This is a genomic window from Streptomyces sp. NPDC047971 (genome assembly GCF_040653355.1).
In the GTDB taxonomy this organism is placed as follows: domain Bacteria; phylum Actinomycetota; class Actinomycetes; order Streptomycetales; family Streptomycetaceae; genus Streptomyces.
The window spans coordinates 1-24,530 of the sequence record NZ_JBEZNW010000068.1; the positions used below are offsets into that span (position 1 = coordinate 1).

Here is a 24,530-nt window from a genome sequence, read left to right on the forward strand (position 1 = left end):
CCCGGCCTTCCACACGGCGAGCATCGACACGACCGCATCGACCCCACGCGGCAGACACAAGCCCACCACCGACTCCGCACCCACCCCCTGACCGACCAGATAACCCGCCAGCCGATTCGCACGAGCATCCAACTCCGCATACGAGAGCGACTCGCCGTCCCCGACGACCGCCACCGCATCCGGAGTCCGCGCCACCTGGGCCGCGAACAGCTCCGGCACCACCACCGACCCCAGATCCACAGCCGTGTCGTTCCACCCCACCAACACACGACGCCGCTCATCCTCACCGAGCACATCCAGTGAGCTGAGCCGCGTGCGAGGCGTCGCGACCAGGGCACCCAGAGCCCGGACGAACCGCTCGCCCAGGCCCTCGACCGTCTCCCGGTCGAACAGGTCTGCTGCGGCGGTGACGGAGCCTCGCAGGCCCGCTGGGGCTCCGTCCTCGTCGAACGTCTCGCCGAGGGCCACCTCCAGGTCGAACTTGGCCATCGAGGTCCCGGCCGACATCCCGCCGGCCTGCACGCCCGGCAGGTCGAGGATGGCCTCGGCGTTGTTCTGAAGGTCCAACTGGACCTGGAACAACGGGTGCCGGGCCATCGAGCGCGACGGCGCCAGCTCCTCCACCAGCCGCTCGAACGGCACCTCCTGGTGGGCGAGAGCCGACAGGCTGGTCTTCCTCACCCGCTTCAGGACCTCGCGGAACGTCGGATCGCCCGACAGGTCGGTCCGCAGGACCAGGGTGTTGATGAAGAAGCCGACCAGGTCGTCCAGCGCCACGTCCGTGCGGCCCGCGTTCGCGGAGCCGATCGGGATGTCGGTGCCCGCCCCCAGCCGCGACAGCAGCATCGCCAGCGCCGCCTGGAGGACCATGAACGTGGTCACGCCCTCGGCGCGGGCCACCTTCGCCAGCTGGGCGTGTACCTCGGCCGGGATCTCCAGGGGTACGGCGTGCCCCTCGTGCGAGGCGACGGCGGGTCGTGTCCGGTCGGCGGGGAGCGTCAGCTCCTCGGGGGATCCGTCCAACGCTGCCCGCCAGTATGCGATCTGGCGAGAGATCAGGCTCTCGGGGTCGTTCTCGTCGCCGAGGAGTTCGCGCTGCCAGAGAGCGTAGTCGGCGTACTGGACCGGCAGCGGCTCCCACTGCGGGACGCGGCCCGCGACGCGTGCCGCGTAGGCGGTGGAGAGGTCGTTGGCCATGGGTGTCCAGGACCAGCCGTCGCCCGCGATGTGGTGGACGACGACGAGCAGGACGCGTTCGTCTGTCCCGGTCTCGAAGAGCCAGGCCCGGATCGGTACGTCGGCCGCCAGGTCGAAGTCGTGCTCCGATGCCTCCTTCACCGCGTCGGCCAGGGCTTCGGGGGCGATCTGGGTGACCGCGAGCTGCCAGTCCACCTCGTCGAGCGGCAGGACGCGCTGGTACGGCTGGCCGTCGGCCGTCGGGTACACGGTGCGCAGGACCTCGTGGCGGCCGATGACGTCGCGCAGGGCCTGTCCGACGGCCCGGACGTCGACGTCGCCGGCCATGCGCAGGGCGACCGGGATGTTGTAGGTGGCGCTCGCCCCCTCCAACTGGCGGATGAACCAAAGGCGTTGCTGGGCAAAGGAGAGCGGTACCCGGTCCGTCCTCTCGCCGGCGGTGAGTGCGAGGCGGGCCTCGCCGGCGCCGTCGAGTGCGGCGGCGAGTCCGGCGACGGTCGGGGCGTCGAAGAGGACCCGGATGTCGAGGTCGACGCCGAGGACGGCGCGCACCCGGCTGGCCAGCCGCACCGCGAGGAGCGAGTGACCGCCGAGGGCGAAGAAGTCGTCGTCGACCTCGACCCTTGGCACGCCGAGGACCTGGGCGAACACGCCGCAGAGGAGTTCCTCGCGGATGTCCGACGGCGCTCGTCCGGCCGCCGCCGTGCCTGCCGAGTAGTCGGGGGCGGGCAGGGCCTTGCGGTCGAGCTTGCGGTTGACCGTGAGCGGCAGGGCGTCCAGGGCGACCACGGCGGACGGGACCATGTACTCGGGCAGTCGGTCGGCCGCGAGGGCGAGGACCGAGGCCGTGGTGGACGGCGACCAGGTCGCCCCTTCCTCGGTGGAGGGGACGACGTAGGCGACGAGCCGCTTGTCGCCGGGGCTGTCCTCGCGGACGACCACGGCGGCCTGGGCGACCAGCGGGTGGCCGGTCAGGACGCCCTGGATCTCGCCCGGCTCGATGCGGAAGCCGCGGATCTTGACCTGGTCGTCGGTGCGGCCGGCGAAGACGAGCTGTCCCGCCGCCGTCCACTTGGCCCGGTCTCCGGTGCGGTACATCCGCTCGCCCGGTGTGAAGGGGGAGGCGACGAAGCGCTGGGCCGTCAGGTCGGGGCGTCCCAGGTAGCCGCGGGCCAGGCCCGCGCCGCTGACGTACATCTCGCCCGCGACGCCGACGGGGACGGGTGCCAGGTACTCGTCGAGGACGTACACCTCGGTGTCGAGCACGGGGGTGCCGATGGCGACCTCGGCGGATTCCGGGTCGCACCGCCACAGGGTGGCGTCGACGGTGGTCTCGGTCGGCCCGTACGAGTTGAAGAGCCGGTGGCCGCGCGCCCAGCGCGCCATGACGTCGGGCGGGCATGCCTCGCCCGCGACGACGAGGACGGTGTCGGGGGCGATGCTGTTCTCGTCGAGGGTGGCGAGGACGGCGGGCGGCAGGGTGGCGTGGGTGACGCGCTGCTCGGCCAGGAAGGCCGGCAGGGCGTCGCCGAGGCGCTTCTCGCGCGGGACGACCACGAGGGCCGACCCGGACAGGAGGGCCATGAGCCACTCCCAGCCGAAGGTGTCGAAGCTCGCGGAGGCGAACTGGGCGACCCGGGCGCCGGGGCCGACGCCGAGGTGGCGGACGTGGCCCGCGACGAGGCCGGCGATGCCGGTGTGGGAGACGAGGACGCCCTTGGGGCGGCCGGTGGAGCCCGAGGTGTAGATCACGTACGCGGGGTGGGTCACCGTGAGGTCGACGCGCGGCGGTCCGTCCGCCGGGGCGCCGCCGTCCTCGATGAGCATCGTCTCGACGGGGATCCTGTCGGCCGTGTCCGCCGAGGCGAGGACCAGGGCCGGTGCGGCGTCGCCGAGCATGTAGGCGATCCGGTCGGCCGGGTACTCGGGGTCGATCGGCATGTACGCGCCGCCGGCCTTGAGGACGGCGAGCAGCGCCACCATGAGGTCGGTGCCGCGCTCCAGGCAGACCGCGACGACCGACTCGGGGCCGACTCCCCGCCGCGCCAGCTGGTGGGCCAGCGCGTTCGTGCGGGCGTCCAGTTGGGCGTACGTGAGCTCGGCGCCGTCGGCGACGACGGCTGTCGCGTCCGGGGTGCGCGCCACGTGCGCGGCGAACAGCTCCGGCACCGTGGCGGGTGCGATGTGGGCGGTGGTGTCGTTCCACTCGACCAGGAGCTTGTGGCGCTCGGTGTCGTTGAGGACCGGGACCGCGCTGAGGCGGGTGTCCGGTTCGGCGGTCAGCGCGTCGAGGACGTGGGTCAGGGAGGCGACGAGCCGCTCGACGGTGGCGGGTTCGAAGAGGTCGGCGGCGGCGGTGACGGAGCCGCGCACACCGGCCGGGTGGCCGCGTTCGTCGAATGCCTCGCCGACGATGACGTCCAGGTCGAACTTGGCCTTGGAGGCGCCGGTGGTCAGGGCCCTGGCGTCGAGGCCGGGGAGTTCGAGGACGGCTTCGGCGGTGTTCTGCAGGGTGAGCATGACCTGGAAGAGGGCGTGCCGGGCCATGGAGCGGCTCGGTGCGAGCTCCTCGACGAGCCGTTCGAAGGGCACGTCCTGGTGGGCGAAGGCCGCCAGGCTCCGTTCCCGTACGCGGCCGAGGACTTCCCGGAACGTCGGGTCGCCGGACACGTCCGTGCGGAGCACCAGGGTGTTGACGAAGGAGCCGATCAGGTCGTCGAGTGCCTCGTCGGTGCGTCCGGCGTTGGGGGAGCCGATCGGGACGTCGGTGCCGGCGCCCAGGCGGGACAGCAGCATGGACAGCGCTGCCTGGAGCACCATGAATGCGGTGACGCCTTCGGCGCGGGCCACGTCCACGAGGCGGGTGTGCACGGCGGCCGGGATGTCGACCGGGACGCTGTGGCCCCGGTGCGAGGCGATGGCGGGGCGGGTGTGGTCGAAGGGCAGCTCCAGTTCTTCCGGGGATCCCTCCAGTGCTTCCCGCCAGTGGGCCGCTTGCCGGCCCATCACGCTTTCGGGGTCGCGCTCGTCGCCGAGGAGCTCGCGCTGCCACAGCGCGTAGTCGGCGTACTGGACGGGCAGCGGCTCCCAGACCGGCGCCCTGCCCTCGCGGCGTGCCGCGTAGGCGAGGGACATGTCCCGGGCCAGGGGGCCGGTGGACCAGCCGTCGGTGGCGATGTGGTGCACCACCACGACGAGGACGTGTTCCTCGGGCGCCAGCTGGAGCAGCGTGGCGCGGACGGGGACTTCGACGGCGAGGTCGAAGACGTGTTCGGCCGCGGCGGCGACCGCGGCCGCCAGGTCGTCGTGGGTGACCCTCGCCGTCTGCGGTTCCCACACCAGTTCGTCGAGGCCGACGACCTGCTGGTACGGCTCGCCGTCGGCGACCGGGAAGAGGGTGCGCAGCACCTCGTGCCGGCCGATCACGTCCCGCAGGGCCGCGCCGAGCGCCGCGCGGTCCAGGGTTCCGGTCAGCCGCAGCCCCATCGGGATGTTGTAGGTGGAGCTGGGTCCTTCCAGCCGGCCGATGAACCACAGGCGGCGCTGGGCGAAGGAGAGCGGGGTGCGGGCCGGCCGCTCCATCCGGGTCAGGGCGGTCCGGGCCGCTCCGACGCCGGTGAGCCGGGCGGCGAGCGCGGCGACGGTCGGGGCCTCGAAGAGGGTGCGGAGCGGCACCTCCACGCCGAGTACGGTGCGGACGCGGCTGATGAGCCGGACCGCGAGCAGGGAGTGGCCGCCGTACGCGAAGAAGTCGTCGTCGACGCCGATGGAGGGTACTGCGAGGACCTGTGCGAACAGGCCGCACAGGATCTCCTCCTGGAGGGTGGCCGGACCGCGTCCGGTGCTGCCGCCGTCCGTGCGGGCCGGGGCGGGCAGGGCCTTGCGGTCCAGCTTGCCGTTGGCGGTCAGGGGCAGCGCGTCGAGGACGACGACGGCGGACGGGACCATGTGGGAGGGGAGCCGGTCGGCCGCGAATCCGAGGATGTCGGTGGCCGCTGCCCGGTGGCCCTCGGCCGGTACGGCGTAGGCGACCAGGCGCTTGTCGCCGGGTGTGTCCTCGCGGACGACGACGGCGGCCAGGTCGACGGCCGGATGGGCGGCGACGACGGACTGGACCTCGCCCAGCTCGATGCGGAAGCCGCGGACCTTGACCTGATCGTCGACGCGGCCCAGGTACTCGAGCTGGCCGTCCGGGCTCCAGCGCGCGAGGTCTCCGGTGCGGTAGAGCCGCTGGCCGGTGCGGGAGAACGGGTCGGCGACGAACCGCTCTCCGGTCAGGGCCGGGCGGCCCAGGTAGCCGCGGGCCAGGCCGGCGCCGGCGACGTACAGTTCGCCGGCGACTCCGACCGGGACGGGCGAGAGCGAACCGTCGAGGACGTAGGTGCGGGTGTTGCCGATGGGCGTGCCGATCGGGACGTCCGTGACGCCCGGCTCGCAGCGCCACACGGTGGCGTCGACGGTGGTCTCGGTCGGGCCGTACGTGTTGTACATGGTCCGGCCGTGCGCCCAGCGCTCGATCAGCTCGGGCGATGACGCCTCGCCGCCGACTTCGAGAACGACGTCGGCGCCGATGGCGCCGTCCTCCAGGCCCGCGAGGACGGCGGGCGGCAGCGTCGCGTGGGTGACGGCCTGCTCGGCGAGGAACGCCGCCAGGTCCGCGCCGAGGCGACGGTGGGCGGGGACGACGACGAGGGTGGCACCGCGGGTGAGGGCCAGCGACCATTCGAGGCAGAAGATGTCGAAGCTCACCGAGGCGAACTGCGCCACCCGCGAACCCGGGCCGGCCTCGAAGCGGGCGAGGCCCGCGATGGTGTTGGTGAATCCGGCGTGGGTGAGGACGACGCCCTTGGGGCGGCCGGTCGAGCCGGAGGTGTAGATGACGTAGGCGGGGTGTTCGGGCCTTGTCGGCGTGGCCGGCGGGCTGTCCGCGAGGGCGTCGAGGTCCGTCTCGTCGAGGACGACGAGTCGCGCGTCCGTCTCCGGCACGGCGGCCGCGGTGGCCGTGGAGGCGATGACGGCCACGGGGGCGGCGTCACCGAGCATGTAGGCGATGCGCTGGGCCGGGTAGTCGAGGTCGACGGGCAGATAGGCGCCGCCCGCCTTGAGTACGGCGAGGACCGCGGTGACCAGGTCGGCGCCGCGCTCCAGGCAGAGCGCCACGACCGACTCGGGGCCGACGCCCAGGCTCGCGAGGTGGCGTGCCATCCGGTTGGAGCGGGCGTCCAGTTGGGCGTACGTCACCTCCGCGCCGTCGGCGACGAGGGCGACCGCCTCGGGGGTGCGGGCGGCGTGGGCCTCGAAGAGGGCGACCGCGGTGGCGTCGGGGACCTCGGCCGCCGTGTCGTTCCACGCGCCGAGCACCTGGCGCAGTCCGGTCTCGTCCAGGACCTGGACGGAGCCGAGCGGTACGTCCCGGCCGTCGTCGAGGGCCGTTTCCAGCGCGGCCACCAGGTTGTGGGCGGCGGTGCGCATCAGGCCGCCGACCATGCGCGAGTCGACCGGGGCGACGGCGTCGACGGCCAGCTCGATGCCGTCGCCGTGGTCGTCGACGGAGAGCGCGAGCGGGAAGTTGTCCCGCTCCTCGGCGAAGCGCAGGGTGATGCCCGGCAGTTCGCCCCGCGGGGTGGTTCCGTCGGAGTTGTCGGTGTGGTGGCGGTAGTTGAACAGGGCGGTGAAGAGCGGGGTGTCGCCGGTGACGCCGCTGGCGCGCTGGGCCACGGCGAGCGGGGCGTGCTCGTGTTCCAGGAGCTGCGCGAGCTGCCCGCGCATGGCGGAGACGGCGGCGCGGACCCCTGAGGCGTCCGTGCGGACGCGGACGGGCAGGGTGTTCATGTACGGGCCGGGGATCCGGTCGGCTCCCTCGCCCGCGTTCATGCGGCCGAACAGGACGGTGCCGAACACCACGTCCGTGCGGCCGGAGACGGCGGCCAGGACGCGGGCCCAGGCGACGTGCAGGACGGTCGCGGGGCTGGCGCCGAGGCGTCGCGAGACCTCGCGCAGGCGCCGGGTCAACTCGTCGGCGAACGGCACGACGTGGCGTACGGACGCGCTGCCGTCGCCGCGTACGTCCGCGACGCCGAAGGGTGCGGTGGGCTCGGTGACGTCGCCGAGCAGGTCGGCGAAATACCGCTCGTGTCCTGCGCGGGAGCCCGTGGCGCGCGTGCGGGCCACGAAGGTCCGGAACGGCAGCGGCTCCGGCAGCTCCCTGCCCCGGCCGGCGAGGATCGTCCGCACCTCGTCGAAGACGATCTCCAGCGCGGTGTGGTCGCGCACGACGTGGTGCGCCCGCAGCAGCCCGAGCCAGCGGCCGTCGCCGCCGGGCACGGCCGCGACATGCAGGCCGAGCAGCGGCGCACGGTCCAGGGCCATCGCCAGGCCGCCCGCCGCGAGCAGCTGGTCGACCGGGTCACCGCCTTCGCCGTCCACGGGGTCGAGGGTGACCTCGATGACGGGCAGGGTGGCGTCGCGCCAGACGACCTGGACCGGCTCGCGCAGGCCCTCCCACACGATGGCGGTCCGGTAGATGTCGTGGCGTTCCACCACCTGGCGCAGGGCGAGCGTGAAGGCGTCGAGCCGGGCCCTGGAGTCGAACTCCAGGACCGTGGGCAGGACGTAGGCGTCGTCGCCGCCGTCCGCGAGGAGGTGGTGGAAGAGCAGGCCCTCCTGGAGCGGGGCCAGCGGGTAGACGTCCGCGATGTTGGGCGCGCCGCCGTCGACGGTGGCGACGACGGTGGCGATCTCGTCGGCCGTGAGGTCGACGAGCGGCAGCATCTCCGGCGTGATCGCGGTGGCACCCGCCGGGATCAGGTTGTCCGGCACGTCGACCTGGACGGCGCCCACCGCGGCGGCGAGGCCGGCCGGGGTCGGGGCCTGGAAGAAGGCCCGCACGGAGACGGAGACACCGCGCTTGTGCAGGAGGGCGACCAGGCGGATGGCGAGCAGGGACTGGCCGCCGAGCTGGAAGAAGTCGTCATCGACGCCGACGCTCTCCACGCCGAGGACTTCGGCGAACGCGGCACACACGATCTCCTCGCGTGGATGGGACGGGCCTCGCGCTCCGGCGGTCGTCCTGTGCTCGGGGGCGGGCAGGGCCTTGCGGTCGAGCTTGCCGTTGGCGGTCAGCGGCAGGGCATCCAGGACGACGACCGCCGAGGGGACCATGTACTCGGGCAGGCTCCGCGCCACGAACTCCGCGACCGGCTCGACCGGTTGACCGCTGGTGACGACGTACGCCACCAGGCGACGGTCGCCGGGGGTGTCCTCGCGTACCACCACCGCGGCCTGCGCAACCTGCGGATGCGCGGCGACCGCGGCCTGGACCTCACCCGGCTCGATGCGGAAACCGCGGACCTTCACCTGGTCGTCGGTGCGGCCCAGGAAAACCAGCCGGCCGTCCGCCGTCCACCGCACACGGTCCCCGGAACGGTACATCCGCTCACCCGAGACCGAGAACGGCGAAGCGACGAACCGCTCCGCGGTCAGCCCCGCACGGTTCACATAGCCGCGGGCCACACCCGTACCGGAGACATACAGTTCACCGGCCACGCCCACCGGGACGGGCCGCAGAGCCTCGTCGAGGACGAAGACACGGGCGTTGGCCACAGGGCTGCCGACCACGACGGCGGCCGACTCGGAGAGGCGGGCGATCGTGGTGTCGACGGTCGCCTCGGTCGGACCGTAGAAGTTGAAGCCCTCCACCCCGTCCAGCGACCGCAGCCGCTCCCACAGCCGCGCCGGAGTGGCCTCACCGCCCACGCCGATACGGGCGGGGTGCTGTTCGTTCTCGAAAAGACCCTCATCCACGAGGACTTGGAGATACGAGGGGGTGATCTCGGCGAAGTCGATGCGCGAAGAACGCATCCACGCCACCACACGCCCCGCGTCCAGCCACGTGTCCGCGTCCACCACATGCAACTCGTGTCCGGTGAACAGAGCCGAGAGCTGATTCCAGGAGGCGTCGAAGGACACCGAGGTCGTCAACGCGACCCGCAGCGGCGCCCCGTCCGTGACGAACACCGTCCGGCCGTGCCCCTCACACAGGCTCACCGCACCACCGTGTGTGACCACCACACCCTTCGGACGGCCCGTCGAACCGGAGGTGTAGATCACGTACGCAGGGTGCTCGGGCAGCACCACGACATCCAGCGCGCTGTCATCGAGACCGGCGAGCGCGGCCACGGTGTCCGCGGCGTCCACGACCATCAGCGGCACGTCCGGCAGGGACAGTGCACCCGCTGTCGTCGACGAGGCGACCACCACCGCGGGAGCCGCATCCCCCACCATGTACGCGAGGCGGTCGGCCGGGTAGTCCGGGTCGAGCGGCAGATAGGCCCCACCGGCCTTCAGAACCGCCAGCAGCGCGACGATCAGATCCGCACCCCGCTCCAGACACACCCCCACCACAGACTCAGGACCCACACCCTGAGCAGCCAGGTAGCGCGCCAGACGACCGGCACGGGAATCCAACTCGGCATACGAGAGCCCCACACCGGACGCCACGACCGCAACCGCCCCCGGCGCACGCGCCACCTGCGCCGCAAACAGCTCCGGCAGCGACTCCGCGCCCACCGGAACAGCCGTCTCGTTCCACTCCGCCAGAACACGCCGCTCGCCCTCGTCCAGGACATCCAGCGCACTCAGCGACAGCCCCGGGTCGGCGGTCAGCAGCTCCAGCACCCGCACCCAACGAGCCACAAGACCCTCGGCGGTCTCCACGTCGAACAGATCCGCGGACGCCACCACCGAACCACGCAGCCCCGCCGGCACACCCGCCTCGTCGAACACCTCCGACACCGAGGCGTCGAGATCGAATTTGGCGGTCGAGGCTCCGGCCAGGAAGCCGGCGGCGCGCACGTCCGGCAGGTCGAGGACGGCCTCGCCGGTGTTCTGGACCTTCAGCATGACCTGGAAGAGCGGATGACGCGCCAGCGAACGGGTCGGCGCCAGCTCCTCCACGAGCTTCTCGAAGGGGACGTCCTGGTGCGCGAAGGCGGACAGGCTCGTCTCGCGGACGCGTCGGAGGACGTCACGGAAGATTGGGTCGCCCGACACGTCCGTACGTATGACGAGGGTGTTGATGAAGAAGCCGACCAGGTCGTCCAGCGCCTCGTCCGTTCGGCCCGCGTTCGCGGAGCCGATCGGGATGTCGGTCCCCGCCCCCAGCTTCGAGAGCAGCATTGCCAGCGCGGCCTGCAGCACCATGAACGTGGTCACACCCTCGGCGCGCGCCACCTCGACGAGCCGCCCGTGCACCTCCGCCGGAACGGTCAGGGGGATGTTGTGTCCCAGGTGCGAGGGGACCGCGGGCCGGACGTGGTCGGCCGGCAGCTCCAGCTCCTCGGGGGCGCCCTCCAGCGCGGACCGCCAGTACGCGACCTGACGAGAGATCAGACTGCCGTCGTCGCTCTCCTCGCCCAACAGCTCCCGCTGCCACAGCGCGTAATCCGCGTACTGGACCGGCAGCGACTCCCACGCGGGGGCCTCACCCTGCCTGCGCGCCGCGTACGCGGCCGACAGGTCACGCGCCAGCGGCTCCATCGACCAGCCGTCGGCAGCGATGTGGTGGACCGCCAGGACGAGGACGTGCTCGTCGCCTCCCGTGGCGAACAGCGTTGCCCTGACGGGTATTTCGGACGTGAGGTCGAAGGGGGCGCCGAGGGCCTCGCGGATGGCGCGGTCCAGGTCGTGGGCGGGCACGTCGGCCACCGTCAGCGCCCAGTCCAGGGCGGCGGGGTCCAGGATCCGCTGGGAGGGCTCTCCTTCGGCCGCCTCGAAGACGGTCCGCAGCACCTCGTGGCGTCCGATCACGTCGCGCAGGGCCGCGTCCAGCGCGTCCCGGTCGAGCGCACCCGTGAGCCGCAGTGCGACCGGGATGTTGTAGGTGGCGCTCGGGCCCTCCAGCTGGCCGACGAACCACAGACGGCGCTGGGCGAAGGAGAGCGGGACGCGCCGGGGCCGCGTGGCCGGGGCGAGCGCGGTGCGGGAAGGGGCGGCGTCGCCGAGGCGGGCCGCGAGCGCGGCGACCGTCGGCGCCTCGAACAGGGTCCGCAGCGGCACCTCGACGCCGAGGACGGTGCGTATCCGGCTGATGAGGCGGGTGGCGAGCAGCGAGTGGCCGCCGAGTGCGAAGAAGTCGTCGCCGACTCCCACCGCCGGCACGCCGAGGACCTGGGCGAACACTCCGCACAGCAGCTCCTCGTGGACGGTGGCGGGACCGCGTCCCGCGCTCGCCGTGTACACGGGTGCGGGCAGGGCGACGCGGTCGAGCTTGCCGTTGACGGACTGGGGCAGGGCGTCCAGCGCGACGACGGCCGCGGGCACCATGTGCTCGGGGAGCCGCGCCGCGATGAACTCCCGCACGTCGGAGGTGATCCCGGTGGCGTCGTCGGCGGGCACGACGTAGGCGACGAGCCGCCTGTCGCCGGGGGTGTCCTCACGGGCGACGACCGCGGCCTGGGTGACGTCCGGGTGTGCGACGGCGACGGCCTCGACCTCACCGGGCTCGATGCGGTAGCCGCGGATCTTGACCTGGTCGTCGGCGCGGCCCAGGTATTCGACGCGGCCCTCGGCGTCCTGGCGCACCAGGTCGCCGGTGCGGTACATCCGCTGTCCCTGGTCGAAGGGGGAGGCGACGAACCGTTCGGCGGTCAGGCCCGCGCGGTGCACGTAGCCGCGGGCCAGTCCCGCGCCCGACACGTACAGTTCGCCGGCCACGCCCACCGGGACGGGCCGGAGCCTGGCGTCGAGGACGTAGGCGCGCGTGTTGGGCAGGGGGCGGCCGATCAGCGGGCTCCCGCCCTGCTCGGTGTCGTGGCACAGGACGTGCACGGTCGCTTCGGTCGGGCCGTAGAAGTTGAGGCCGAGGGTTCCTTCGGCGGCCCGCAGCCGCTGCCACAGGGCGCTGCCGACGGCGTCGCCGCCGAGGAGCAGGGCGCGGGGGCGGTGCACGCCGTCGCCGAGGAGGCCCTCGTCGAGGAGCTGTTCGGCCTGGACGGGGGTGACGGCCATCAGGTCGATGCGGGCGTCGTCGACATGGCGCGCCAGGGCGGTGCTGTCGCGGCGCACGTCGTCGGGCACGACGTGGAGTTCGTGGCCCGCGACCATCCAGAGGAGCAGCTCCCAGGACGCGTCGAAGGACAGGGAGTACGTGAGGGCGACGCGCATGCGGGGCCCGGAGCGTGTGATGACCCCGGCGCGCTGGAAGGCGGCGAGGTTGGCGAGGCCCCTGTGGGGCACGGCGACGCCCTTGGGGCGGCCGGTCGATCCCGAGGTGTAGATGACGTACGCGGGGTGGTCGGGGTGGATCGTCACACCGAGGGGGCCGCCGTCCATGCCGTCGAGCGTCGCCCGGTCCGGGACGAGCACGGGGGTGTCGCCCCACGGGAGGGTGGTGGCCGTGGCGGTGCCGGTGAGGATGAGGGCGGGGGCCGCGTCCTCGACCATGTGGGCGATGCGGTCGGCCGGGTAGTCCGGGTCGAGGGGCAGGTGGGTGCCGCCGGCCTTGAGGACGGCGAGGAGGGCGACGACCGGTTCGATGCCGCGTTCCAGGCAGACGCCGACGACGGACTCGGGTCCGATCCCCCGCTCGACGAGCAGACGCGCCAACTGGTTGGTGCGCGCGTCGAGTTCGGCGAAGGAGAGGGAGTGGCCCTCGGCGGTGACGGCGACCGCGTCGGGGGTGCGTGCGGCCTGGGCCTCGAACAGTTCGGGGACGGTGGCGGGCGGCACCTCGGTGGCGGTGTCGTTCCATGCGGTGAGGACCTGGTGGCACCGGTCGGCGTCGAGGACGTCGATCGCGGCGAGCGGGCGGGCCGTGCCGGCGTCGAGGTCGTCGAGGAGCCCGGCGAGGGCGGTGCGCAGCAGGGCGCCGACGTCGTGCGGGTCGACGGGGTCGCGCGCGTCCACGGCGAGGGAGAGCGTCTCGCCGTCGTCGTCGACGGAGACGGCGAGGGGGTAGTTGGAACGTTCCCGGGCGAGGAGGGTGCGGACGCCGTCGAGTTCCTGGCCGCCACCGGCGCCGCGCCGGTAGTTGAACAGGGAGGTGAACAGGGGCGTGTCGCCGGTGACGCCGCCGGCCCGCTGGGCGGTGGCGAGCGGCGCGTGCTCGTGCTCGACGAGCCGGGCGAGCTGCTCGCGGAGCGCGGACAGGGCGGAGCGGGCATCGAGTTCGCCGGTGCGCACGCGCACGGGCAGCATGTTGACGTACGGGCCCGGTGCCTGGCCGCCGGCGGCGGGGGCGCTCATGCGTCCGGACAGGACGGTGCCGAAGACCACGTCGTCGCGGCCGCTGACGGAAGCGAGGACGCGGGCCCAGGCGAGGTGCAGGACCGTGGCGGAGCTCGCTCCGAGGCCGCGGGAGACGTCGCGCAGGCGGCGGGTGAGTTCGGGTGCGACGGGGATGCGGGCGCGGGTCGATCCGGCGCCGTCACCGCGTACGTCCACCAGGCCGTAGGGCGCGGTGGGTTCGGTGACGTCGCCGAGCAGTTCGGTGAAGAAGGTCTCGTGGTCGGTGTCCTGGAGGCTCGTACGGGTCCGGGCCACGAAGTCGCGGAAACGGGCGGGCTCGGGCAGCTCCGCGCCGCGCCCGGCGAGGAAGGCCCGTACTTCGTCGAGGACGACCGCGAGGGCGTTGTGGTCCTGCACCGTGTGGTGGGCGCGGACGAGGGCGAGCCAGCGGTCTGCGGCGGGGTCGGCCGTGACGTGCATGCCGAGCAGCGGGGCCCGGGTCAGGTCCATGGTGGTGCCGCCGAGGGCGAGCAGCTGCTCGACGGGGTCGGCTGCTGCGTCGAGGGAGACCTCGGTGACGGGAAGGGTGGTGTCGCGCCATACGACCTGGACCGGCTCGTGCACTCCTTCCCACACGAGGGAGGTGCGCAGAATGTCGTGGCGCTCCACGACGCGGCGCAGCGCGTCCGTGAACGCGTCCAGCCGGTCCTTCGTGTCGAAGGCGAGGACGGTGGGCTGGACGTAGGCGTCCTGGCCGCCGTCGGCGAGCATGTGGTGGAAGAGCAGGCCCTCCTGGAGGGGGGCGAGCGGGTAGATGTCGGCGATGTTCGCCGCTCCGCCGTCGACGGTGGCGGCGACGGTCGCGATCTCGTCGGCGGTGAGGTCGACGAGCGGCAGCATCTCCGGGGTGATCGCGGTGGCGTCCGGCGGGATCAGGTTGGGGGGAACGGCGGTCCGGGCGGTGTTCGCCACGGCGGCGAGGCCGGCCGGGGTGGGGGTCTGGAACAGCGCGCGCACGGGGACGTCGGTGCCCAGGACGGCCCGGACCCGGCCCGTGAGTTCCACGGCGAGCAGCGAGTGGCCGCCGAGGGCGAAGAAGTCGTCGTCGACTCCGACGTGCGCGAGGCCGAGCACCTCGGCGAAGACCGCGCACAGCAGCTCCTCGCGCAGGTCGGCCGGGCCCCTGCCCGCGCCGGTGGCGTAGTCGGGCGCGGGCAGGGCCTTGCGGTCGAGCTTGCCGTTGGCGGTCAGCGGCAGTGAGTCCAGCACCAGCACCGCAGACGGCACCATGTAACCCGGCAGGCTCGCGCCCACGTGGGCTCGTAGCTCCGTGCCATCGAGTTCTCCCTCCTCTCCACTGACGGGTGTCGTGTAGGCCACGAGCCGGGCGTCGCCCGGGGTGTCCTCGCGGACGACGGCCACGGCGCGGGCGACCCGGGGGTGGCGTTCGAGGACGGCCTCGACCTCGCCCGGCTCGATGCGGAAGCCGCGGACCTTGACCTGGCCGTCGGTGCGGCCGAGGCACTGCAGGGCGCCGCCGGGACGGGTGCGGGCGATGTCGCCGGTGCGGTAGAGCCGCTCGCCGGGGACGAAGGGGGATGCGACGAACCGTTCGGCGGTCAGGGCTGCGCGGCCCAGGTATCCGCGGGCCAGCTGGGCGCCCGCGAGGTAGAGCTCTCCCGTGGCGCCGGGGGCGACCGGCCGCAGCCGGTCGTCGAGGACGTAGGCGCGGGTGTTGGCGAAGGGCCGGCCGATGAGGACGGGGCCTTCGGTGACCGGGGCGGAGGTGGCCCAGATGGTGGCTTCGGTGGGCCCGTACAGGTTGACGGCACGGGCGCCGAGGGCGTGCAGCTCGGCTGCCAGTTCATGGGGCAGGGCCTCGCCGCCGACGAGGGCGCGTGCGGAGGCGGGCCATTCACCGGCGTCCAGGAGCGCGCGCCACAGGGACGGCACTGCCTGCAGGGCGGTCGCGCCGCTGGTGCGCACCAGGTCGAGGAGGGCGTGGGGGTCCCGGACGGTGTCGCGGTCGGCGAGGACGACGGTGGCTCCGCCCACGAGCGGCAGGAAGAGTTCCAGGGCAGCGATGTCGAAGGAGACGGTGGTGACGGCGACCAGTCGGTCGCCCGCGCCGAGCGGCACGCGTTCGGCGGCGGCGTGCAGGTGGTTGACGAGGGCCTGGTGGCCGACGACGACGCCCTTGGGGCGGCCGGTCGAGCCGGAGGTGTGGATGACGTAGGCGGGGTGCTGCGGCAGCAGGGCCGCCCGGCCGGGCGGTGTGGCCGGCTCGCGTGGGGCGAGCTCGCCGTCGAGGACGATCACGGGCGTGTCGGTCGGGGGTATCGCGGGGGCGCAGGCGAGGTCGGTGAGCACGCAGACGGGGCGTGCGTCGGCGAGCATGAAGGCGATGCGCTCTTCGGGGTATTCGGGATCGACCGGCAGATAGGCGCCGCCGGCCTTGACCACGGCGAGCAGCGCTGCGACCAGCTCCGCGCCGCGCTCCATCACGACGGCGACGACCGCCTCGGGGCCGACGCCGCGGTCGGCGAGGAGGTGCGCCAACTGGTCGGCACGGGCGTCGAGTTCGGCGTAGGTGTACGAGTCGTCGCCGTCGACGAGGGCGATCGCGTCGGGGGTACGGGCCGCCTGGGCCTCGAAGAGGTCCGGCAGCGTGGCGGCCGGGACGTCCCTGTCGGTGCCGTTCCCTTCGGAGAGCACCTGGTGCAGTTCGGCGTCGTCCAGGAGCCGTACGTCTCCGACGCGGGTGCCGGGGTCGGCGGCGACGGACTCGGCGACGCGGGCGAGCCGGTCGGCGATCCCCTGCACGGATGCGGCGTCGAACAGGTCGGCGGCGCCGATGAGGGAGCCGCGCAGCCCGGCCGGGGCGCCGTTCTCCCCGAACGTCTCGCCGACCGTGACCTCCAGGTCGAACTTGGCGGCGGAGTCGCCGGTGGGCACCGGCTCGGCGTGGACGCCAGGCAGCCGGAGGGCCGCGTCGCCGGTGTTCTGGAGCATCAGCATGACCTGGAACAGCGGGTGCCTGGCCAGGGAGCGGGTCGGGGCGAGCTCCTCGACCAGCTTCTCGAAGGGCACGTCCTGGTGCTCGAAGGCCGACAGGCTGGCTTCCTGTACGCGGGCGAGGAGTTCGCGGAAGGTCGGGTCGCCCGACAGGTCGGTGCGCACGACGAGGGTGCTGACGAAGAAGCCGACCAGGTCGTCGAGGGCCTCGTCGCCGCGGCCCGCGGTGACGGAGCCGATCGGGATGTCGGTGCCCGCGCCGAGCCGGGAGAGGGTCACGGCGAGGGCGGCCTGGAGCACGGTGAAGAGGGTGACGCCTTCGTTCAGCGCGATCTCGGTGAGGCGCGCATGGACCGGGGCGGGCAGCTCGAAGGGAACCGTGTGGCCGGTGTGCCCGAGGACGGCCGGGCGGGTGCGGTCGTACGGCAGCCGCAGCTCCTCCGGCACGTCGGCGAGTGCGTCGCGCCAGTGAGCGGTCTGCCGGGAGAAGAGGCTTTCCGGGTCGCTCTCGTCGCCGAGGAGCTCGCGCTGCCACAGGGCGTAGTCGGCGTACTGCACGGCCAGCGGTTCCCAGGCCGGGGGCGTGCCCCGGGTGCGGGACGTGTAGGCCGCGGTCAGGTCACGGGCCAGCGGGCCCATGGACCAGCCGTCGCCCGCGATGTGGTGGACGACCATGACGAGCACGTGATCGTCGGGTCCCGCCGTGAACAGCCATGCCTTGACGGGGAGTTCGGCGGTGAGGTCGAAGGCGTGGCCGACGGCGGCCGCGATCTCCTCGTCCAGGTCGGCCGGGGGGACGTCGGCGACTGTCAGGTGCCAGTCCAGGTCGGCGGCGTCCAGGACGCGCTGGTAGGGCTCGCCGGCCGCGACGCCGTACACGGTGCGCAGGATCTCGTGGCGGCCGATGACGTCCCGCAGGGCGGCGTCGAGCGCTTCCGAGTCCACAGCGCCTGTGAGGCGTTGCGCGACGCGGATGTTGTAGGCGGAATTCGGCCCCTCCAACTGGGAGATGAACCACAGCCGACGCTGCGCGAATGACAACGGAATCATCAGGACTCCTCCTGGTTACGCATCGGCCGCAGCGCGGGCCTAGCAGAGCTCACATTTCCCAGCTGTCGTACGAGCCCGGACACCGTCCGCGCACTGAGGAGCACCCGTAGGGGCACCTCGACCCCGAGTACCGTCCGCAGACGGCTCGTGAGGCGGGCGGCGAGCAGGGAGTGCCCGCCGAGGGCGAAGAAGTCGTCGTCGACGCCGACTTCCGTCAGACCGAGGACCTCGGCGAACGCCGCGCACAGGACCTTCTCCCGCTCGGTGGCGGGCGCGCGGCCGGTGGGTGCGACGGGTCCGGTGTCGGGCAGGGCCCTGAGGTCCACCTTGCCGTTGGATGTCAGGGGCAGGGCGTCGAGGACGACGAGGGCGGAGGGCACCATGTGCGCGGGCAGTCGCGTCTCGACAAACTTCCTTACATCCGAACCCAGTTCGCTCCCATCGGATGTGGCGGGCACGAGGTAGCCGACCAGACGCCTGCCGCCGGTGTCGTCGTCCCGGACGACGACGGCGGCCTGCCGCACACCGGGGTGCGCGGCCAGGACGGCCCGGACCTCTCCCGGCTCGACGCGGAAGCCCCGGATCTTGACCTGGTCGTCGACGCGGCTGGCGAACACCAGCCGGCCGTCGGACGTCCAGCGCACCCGGTCGCCCGTGCGGTAGAGCCGCTCGCCCGCCCCGTCGAAGGGCGAGGCCACGAACCGCTCGGCGGTCAGTGCGGGGCGGCCCACATAGGCGCGGGCGAGCCCAGCGCCCGCGACGTACAGCTCGCCGTCCACACCGGCCGGGACCGGGTTGAGGCTCTCGTCGAGCACGTACACCCGGGAGTTGGTGATCGGCGTGCCGATGCCGGGCCGGTCGTCGTCCTCGTCGAGGGCGTCCGACATGGTCGCGCACACGGTGGTCTCGGTCGGGCCGTACGCGTTGACGAAGCGGCGGCCGCGGGAGAAGCGGGCGACCAGGTCGCCGCCGAGCGCCTCACCGGCCGACACCAGGGTGGTGACCGGGGCGAGGTCCTCGGGTTCCAGCACGGCGAGGACGGCGGGCGGCAGCGTGGCGTGCGTGACCCCCTGGCGCGCCACGAGTTCGGCGAGTCCACCGCCCGGGAGCAGGGTCTCGGCGGGCGCGACCACCAGGCGGGCGCCCGAGCACAGTGCCATGACGAGTTCCCAGGTCGCCGCGTCGAAGCCCGGCGAGGCGAACTGGAGGACCCGGCTGCCGGCGCCGACGTCGAACCGCTCGATCTGCGCGGTCACCAGGCTGGCGACACCGGTGTGCGTGACGATCACGCCCTTGGGCCGGCCCGTCGACCCCGAAGTGAAGATCATGTACGCGGGGTGGGCAGGCCGCAGCCGGCCGTTCCGCTCCGCTTCGTCGAGTGCTCCGCCGTCCAGCGCCGCGATCTCCGTCGCGAGCTCCGGATCGTCGAGGACGAGGACCGGCGCCTCGGTCCCGCCGGGGACGACCGGCGCGCCCAGCGCCGACGCAAGGACCGCCTCCGCACCGGACTCCTTCAGCATGAACGCGATGCGCTCCGCCGGGTACTCCGGGTCGACGGGCAGATAGGCGCCGCCCGCCTTGAGGATGCCGAGCAGGGTGACGATCAACTCGACGCCGCGCTCCCGCACCACCGCGACCACCGACTCAGGGCCGACGCCCCGCCCGGTCAGGAACCGGGCGAGCCGGTTGGCCCGCGCGTCCAGCTCCGCGTACGTCAGTTCGGAGCCGTCGGAGGCGACGGCGACCGCGTCCGGCGACTGCCGGACCCGCGCCGCGAACAGCTCGGGCACCGTCTCGGGCACGACGTCCGCCGCCGTGTCGTTCCACTCGGTGAGCACGCGGTGGCGCTCGTCGCCGACCAGCACACCGACCGTGCTCAGCGGCAGGTCGGCCGCGCCGTCCAGGGCCTGTTCGGCGGCGTCCACCAGTTCATCGACGGCGGTGCCGACCAGGGCGGCGACGGCGGCGGGGTCGATCGGGGCGACGGCGTCGACGATCAGCTCCAGCCCGTCGCCGTCGTCGTCGACGAGCAGGGCGAGCGGATAGTTGGTGCGCTCACGGGTGAACAGCAGCCTGGTGCCCGGCAGGGACGCGTTCCAGCGTGCGTCCAGGTCCTCGCCGATACTCCGCCGGTAGTTGAGGCAGGCGGTGAACAGGGGGGCGTCGCCCTCCAGGTCGGCCGCCCGCTGCGCCACGACCAGCGGCGCGTGTTCGTGCTCCAGGAGCCGCGCGAGCTGGCCACGCATCGCGGTGATCGCCCCGAGCACGCCGAGCCGGGCCGTGGGGACGCGCACGGGAAGCGTGTTGATGAACGGGCCGGGCACCCGGTCGGCCCCGACGCCCGCGTTCATGCGGCCGAACAGCACCGTGCCGAACACCACGTCCTGCCGGCCGCTGACCGCGGCCAGGACACGTGCCCAGGCGACGTGCAGCACGGTCGCCGCGCTGACGCCCGCGCGGCGCGCCACTTCCCGCAGCCGCCCCGCGAGTTCGGGGGCGGCCGCGACTCGGGCACGGGACAGCGAGGCGCCGTCGCCGCGCGCGTCCGTCAGACCGAAGGGCGCCGTGGGCTCGGTGACGTCGCCGAGCAGCTCGGCGAAGTACCGCTCGTGCTCGGAGAGGGCCACGCCGCCGCGCGCCTGGGCGACGAAGTTCCGGAACGGCAGCGGCTCGGGCAGCTGGTCGCCGCGGCCGTCGAGGAAGGCGGTGACCTCCTCCAGAAGCACTTCGAGGGCGGTGCCGTCGCGCACCATGTGGTGGGCGCGGATGAGCGCGAACCAGTGCTCCGGTTCCGCCCCCGCGGGGACCGCCGCGACGTGCAGGTCGATCAGCGGGCCCCGGCCCAGGTCCATGCGGGCGCCGCCCGCGTCGACGAGTTCGGCGACCGGGTCGGTGCCCTGCGGGTCCAGGACGACTTCCGTGACCGGCAGAGGGGCTTCGCGCCACACCACCTGCACGGGCTCGCGCAATCCTTCCCACACATAGGAGGTCCGGTAGATGTCGTGCCGCTCCACCACCCGGCGCAGCGCGTCGGTGAAGGCGTCGAGCCGGGCCCGCGAGTCGAACTCCAGGACCGCCGGCATGACGTAGGCGTCGTCGCCGCCGTCCGCCAGCCGGTGGTGGAAGAGCAGGCCCTCCTGCAGCGGGGCGAGCGGGTAGACGTCCTTCACGTTGGCCGCGCCGCCGTCGACGGAGGCGACCACCACGGCGACTTCGGCGGCGGTCAGGTCGACGAGCGGCAGCATGTCCGGCGTGATCTCGGTGGCACCGGCCGGGATGAGGTTGTCGGGGACGACGACCCGATCCGTACCAGCGGATGCTGCGAGCGATGCCACGGTCGGGTTGTCGAACAGGGTGCGCACGGAGACGGATACGCCACGCCCCCGCAGGATCTCGACGAGGCGTACGGCCACCAGCGAGTGGCCGCCCAGCTCGAAGAAGTCGTCGTCGACGCCGACGCTCTCCAGGTCCAGGACCTCGGCGAACGCGGCGCAGAGGATCTCCTCGCGCACGTCTGCCGGGGCTCGGCCCGCCCCCGCGACAGCAGCGAGGTCGGGTGCGGGCAGGGCCTTGCGGTCCAGCTTGCCGTTGCCTGTCAGCGGCAGCGCGTCCAGGACCACGACCGCCGACGGCACCATGTGCTCCGGCAGCCGCTGCCCCGCGAACTTCCGAACGGACGCCGGGAGCTCGTCCCCGCCCTCGTACCGGTCGTTCGGAACGACGTAGGCGACGAGCCTGCGATCGCCGGGGACGTCCTCGCGGGCGACCACGGCGGCCCGGTCCACCAGCGGATGCCCGGTCAGCACCCCCTGGACCTCACCCGGCTCGATCCGGTAGCCGCGGATCTTGACCTGGTCGTCGGCCCGGCCGGCGAAGACCACCTGACCGTCAGCCGTCCACTTCGCCCGGTCACCCGTCCGATACATCCGCCGACCCGACTCGAACGGGTTCGCCACGAACCGCTCGGCGGTCAGAGCCTCACGCCCGACATAGCCACGCGCCACCTGCGCACCAGAGACGTACAGATCCGCGACCACTCCGATCGGAGCCGGCTGCAGGTACGCGTCCAGCAGATAGAAGCGGGTGTTGGCGACCGGCGATCCGACCGGCGCGACACCCTCAGCAACGTCCTCGGCGGTGAGTCGTGTCGTGGCGACACCGATCGTGGTCTCCGTCGGCCCGTAATGGTTGTGGACCTCCCGGTCACCGGCAGCGGTGATCAGCTCCCGCAGCCACACCGGAGAGGCCGCCTCACCACCGAGGACGAGAGAGCGCGCCGGCAGCACGCCTTCCATGCCACCGGCCGCCGACAGTGCGGCCAGGTGGGAAGGCACCGCCTTCAAGTGATCGATCCGACGCTCGGCCAGGTACGCCGCGACCGCCTGCGGGTCGGTCACCGCACCCTCATCAAGAATGTGCAGCTCACCACCGGTCGCGAGACTGGCGAACACCACCGTGTTACCGAGGTCGGTCGCCTGCGCCTGCAACAGCCCATACCGCGCACCCGCCCGACCGAAACCGACCCGCTCCGGCACGGAACCCACATAGTTCGCCACACCGCCATGAGTCACGGCCACACCCTTGGGCTGACCCGTCGAACCCGAGGTGTAGATGACGTACGCCAGGGAATCCGACGCAACCCGCCGCCCCGGACGCTCCACCGACGCCGCCGCGAGCTGCATCTCCACGAACGTGTCATCGATCGCGACGAGCCGCGAACGGCCGGCCGGCAGCTCGTCCAGAATCTCTTCGGTCGTCAGCGCAAGCGCCGCCCGGCTGTCGCGCAGCATGTATGCGATCCGGTCCGTCGGCTGCCCCGGATCCACCGGCAGATAGCCCGCACCCGCCTTCCACACACCCAAGATCGCCGCGATCATGTCCACACCACGCGGCAGACACAGACCCACCACCGACTCCGCACCGATCCCCTGACCGATCAGGTAGTGCGCGATCCGGTTCGCCCGCACATCCAGCTCCGCGTACGAGACACCGGAGCCGTCCGACACGATCGCCACCGCGTCCGGCGTGGCCTCGACCCGCGCCTCGAACAGCTCGTGGACAAGCCCCGCCGCACCCTCGGTCGCCGTGTCGTTCCACTCGGCAAGCACCCGGCGCCGCTCGTCCTCGGCCAGCACCTGGACGGAGCCGAGCGGCACGTCGGGGCTGCCGTCGAGTGCGCGCTCCAGTGCGGAGACCAGGTTCTCCGCAGCGGTGCGCACCAGGGTGCAGACCGCCAGGGAGTCGATGGGCGCCACCGAGTCGACGGCCACCTCCGTGCGGTCGCCGTAGTCGTCGAGCAGGACGACCAGCGGGTAGTTGGTGCGCTCGCGCACCGACAGCAGCCGCACGCCTTCCATGCCTTCGTCGACTCCGCGGCCCGGGTTGCGCCGGTAGTTGAGGAAGGAGGTGAACAGCGGGGTGTCGCCGGTGACTCCGCTGGCGCGCTGGGCGACGACCAGCGGCGCGTGTTCGTGCTCCATGAGTTCCGCGAGCTGGCCGCGCATCGCGGTGACCGCGGCGAGCGCGCCGGGTTCGTCCGTCCGTACGCGTACGGGGAGGGTGTTCATGAAGGGGCCCGCGACCCGGTCGGCCCCCGCGCCCGCGTTCACCCGGCCGTACAGGACGGTGCCGAAGACCACGTCCTCCCGGCCGCTGACGGCGGCGAGGACCCGGGCCCAGGCGACGTGCAGGACGGTCGCCGTGCTGATGCCGGCGCGGCGAGCGACGGTCCTCAGACGGTGGTCCAACTCGGCTGGGAACGACAGGACTTCGTGGACCGTGGCGGCGCCGTCTCCTCGTACGTCCGCCATGCCGTACGGGGCGGTGGGCTCGGTGACGTCGCCGAGGAGGTCGGTGAAGTAGCGCTCGTGTCCGGCCCGGTCGGCCCTGCCGCGCACCTGGGCGACGAAGTTGCGGAACGGCAGCGGCTCGGGCAGCTCGTCGCCCCAGCCCGCCAGCAGTGCCTCGACCTCGTCCAGGACGACCTGGAGCGCGGTGTGGTCGCGAACGGTGTGGTGCATGCGTACGAGGACCAGCCAGCGGTCGCCGCCGGGGTCGGCCGCGACGTGGGCGCCGAGGAGCGGGGCCCGCCCCAGGTCCATGTGGGCGCCGCCGGTGTCGACGAGTTCGGCGACGGGGTCGAAGCCGTGCGGGTCGAGTGTGACCTCCTCGACGGGCAGGGTGGCGTGCCGCCATACGACCTGGACCGGCTCGTTCAGGCCCTCCCAGGCGAACGAGGTCCGGTAGATGTCGTGCCGTTCCACCACGCGCTGGAGGGCGTCGGTGAACGCGTCCGCCCTGCCACGGGAGTCGAACTCCAGGACGGCGCGCATGACGTAGGCGTCCTCGCCGCCGTCGGCGAGGAGGTGGTGGAAGAGCAGTCCTTCCTGGAGCGGGGCGAGCGGGTAGACGTCCGCGATGTTCGCCGCGCCGCCGTCGACGGTCGCGACGATGCGGGCGATCTCACCGGCCGTGAGGTCGACCAGCGGCAGCATCGCGGGCGTGATCTCGGTGGCGCCTACCGGGATCAGGTTGTCCGGCACCTCGACCAGTTCGTCCCCGGTCGAGGCGGCGAGGCCGGCGACCGTCGGGGAGTCGAACAGGGTGCGGACGGAGATGGATACGTTCTGGGTCCGCAGGATCTCGACGAGTCGCACGGCGAGGAGGGAGTGGCCGCCGAGGCGGAAGAAGTCGTCGTCGACTCCGACGTGTTCGACGCCCAGGACCTCGGCGAACGCCGCGCAGAGGATCTCCTCACGCACCGTCGTCGGGCCCCGTCCGGTGCCGGCGAGGCCGGCCAGGTCGGGTGCGGGCAGGGCCTTGCGGTCCAGCTTGCCGTTCACCGACAGCGGCAGGGACTCAAGGACCACCACCGCCGAGGGGACCATATGGGCCGGGAGCCATCGACCGGCGAACTCGCGTACGGGCAGGGCGAGTTCTTCCGTCTCGTCCTTCGGTATGACGTAGGCGACGAGGCGGGTGTCTCCCGGCACGTCCTCCCGGGCGATCACCACGGCCTGGGCGACCTGCGGATGCGAAGCCAC

Annotated in this window: 2 protein-coding genes; both read right to left on the reverse strand. The window is 72.9% G+C overall.

What is annotated here, in order from left to right:
• On the reverse strand, nt 1-17,487 hold a 17,487-nt coding region (locus AB0D99_RS34480; protein ID WP_362371740.1), incomplete at its 3' end, for a non-ribosomal peptide synthase/polyketide synthase.
• The gene (locus AB0D99_RS34485) at nt 17,487-24,530 is read right to left on the reverse strand and encodes an amino acid adenylation domain-containing protein (RefSeq protein ID WP_362371743.1); all 7,044 of its coding nucleotides are present in this window, start codon (nt 24,528-24,530) and stop codon (nt 17,487-17,489) included. The genes AB0D99_RS34480 and AB0D99_RS34485, both read right to left, overlap by 1 nt.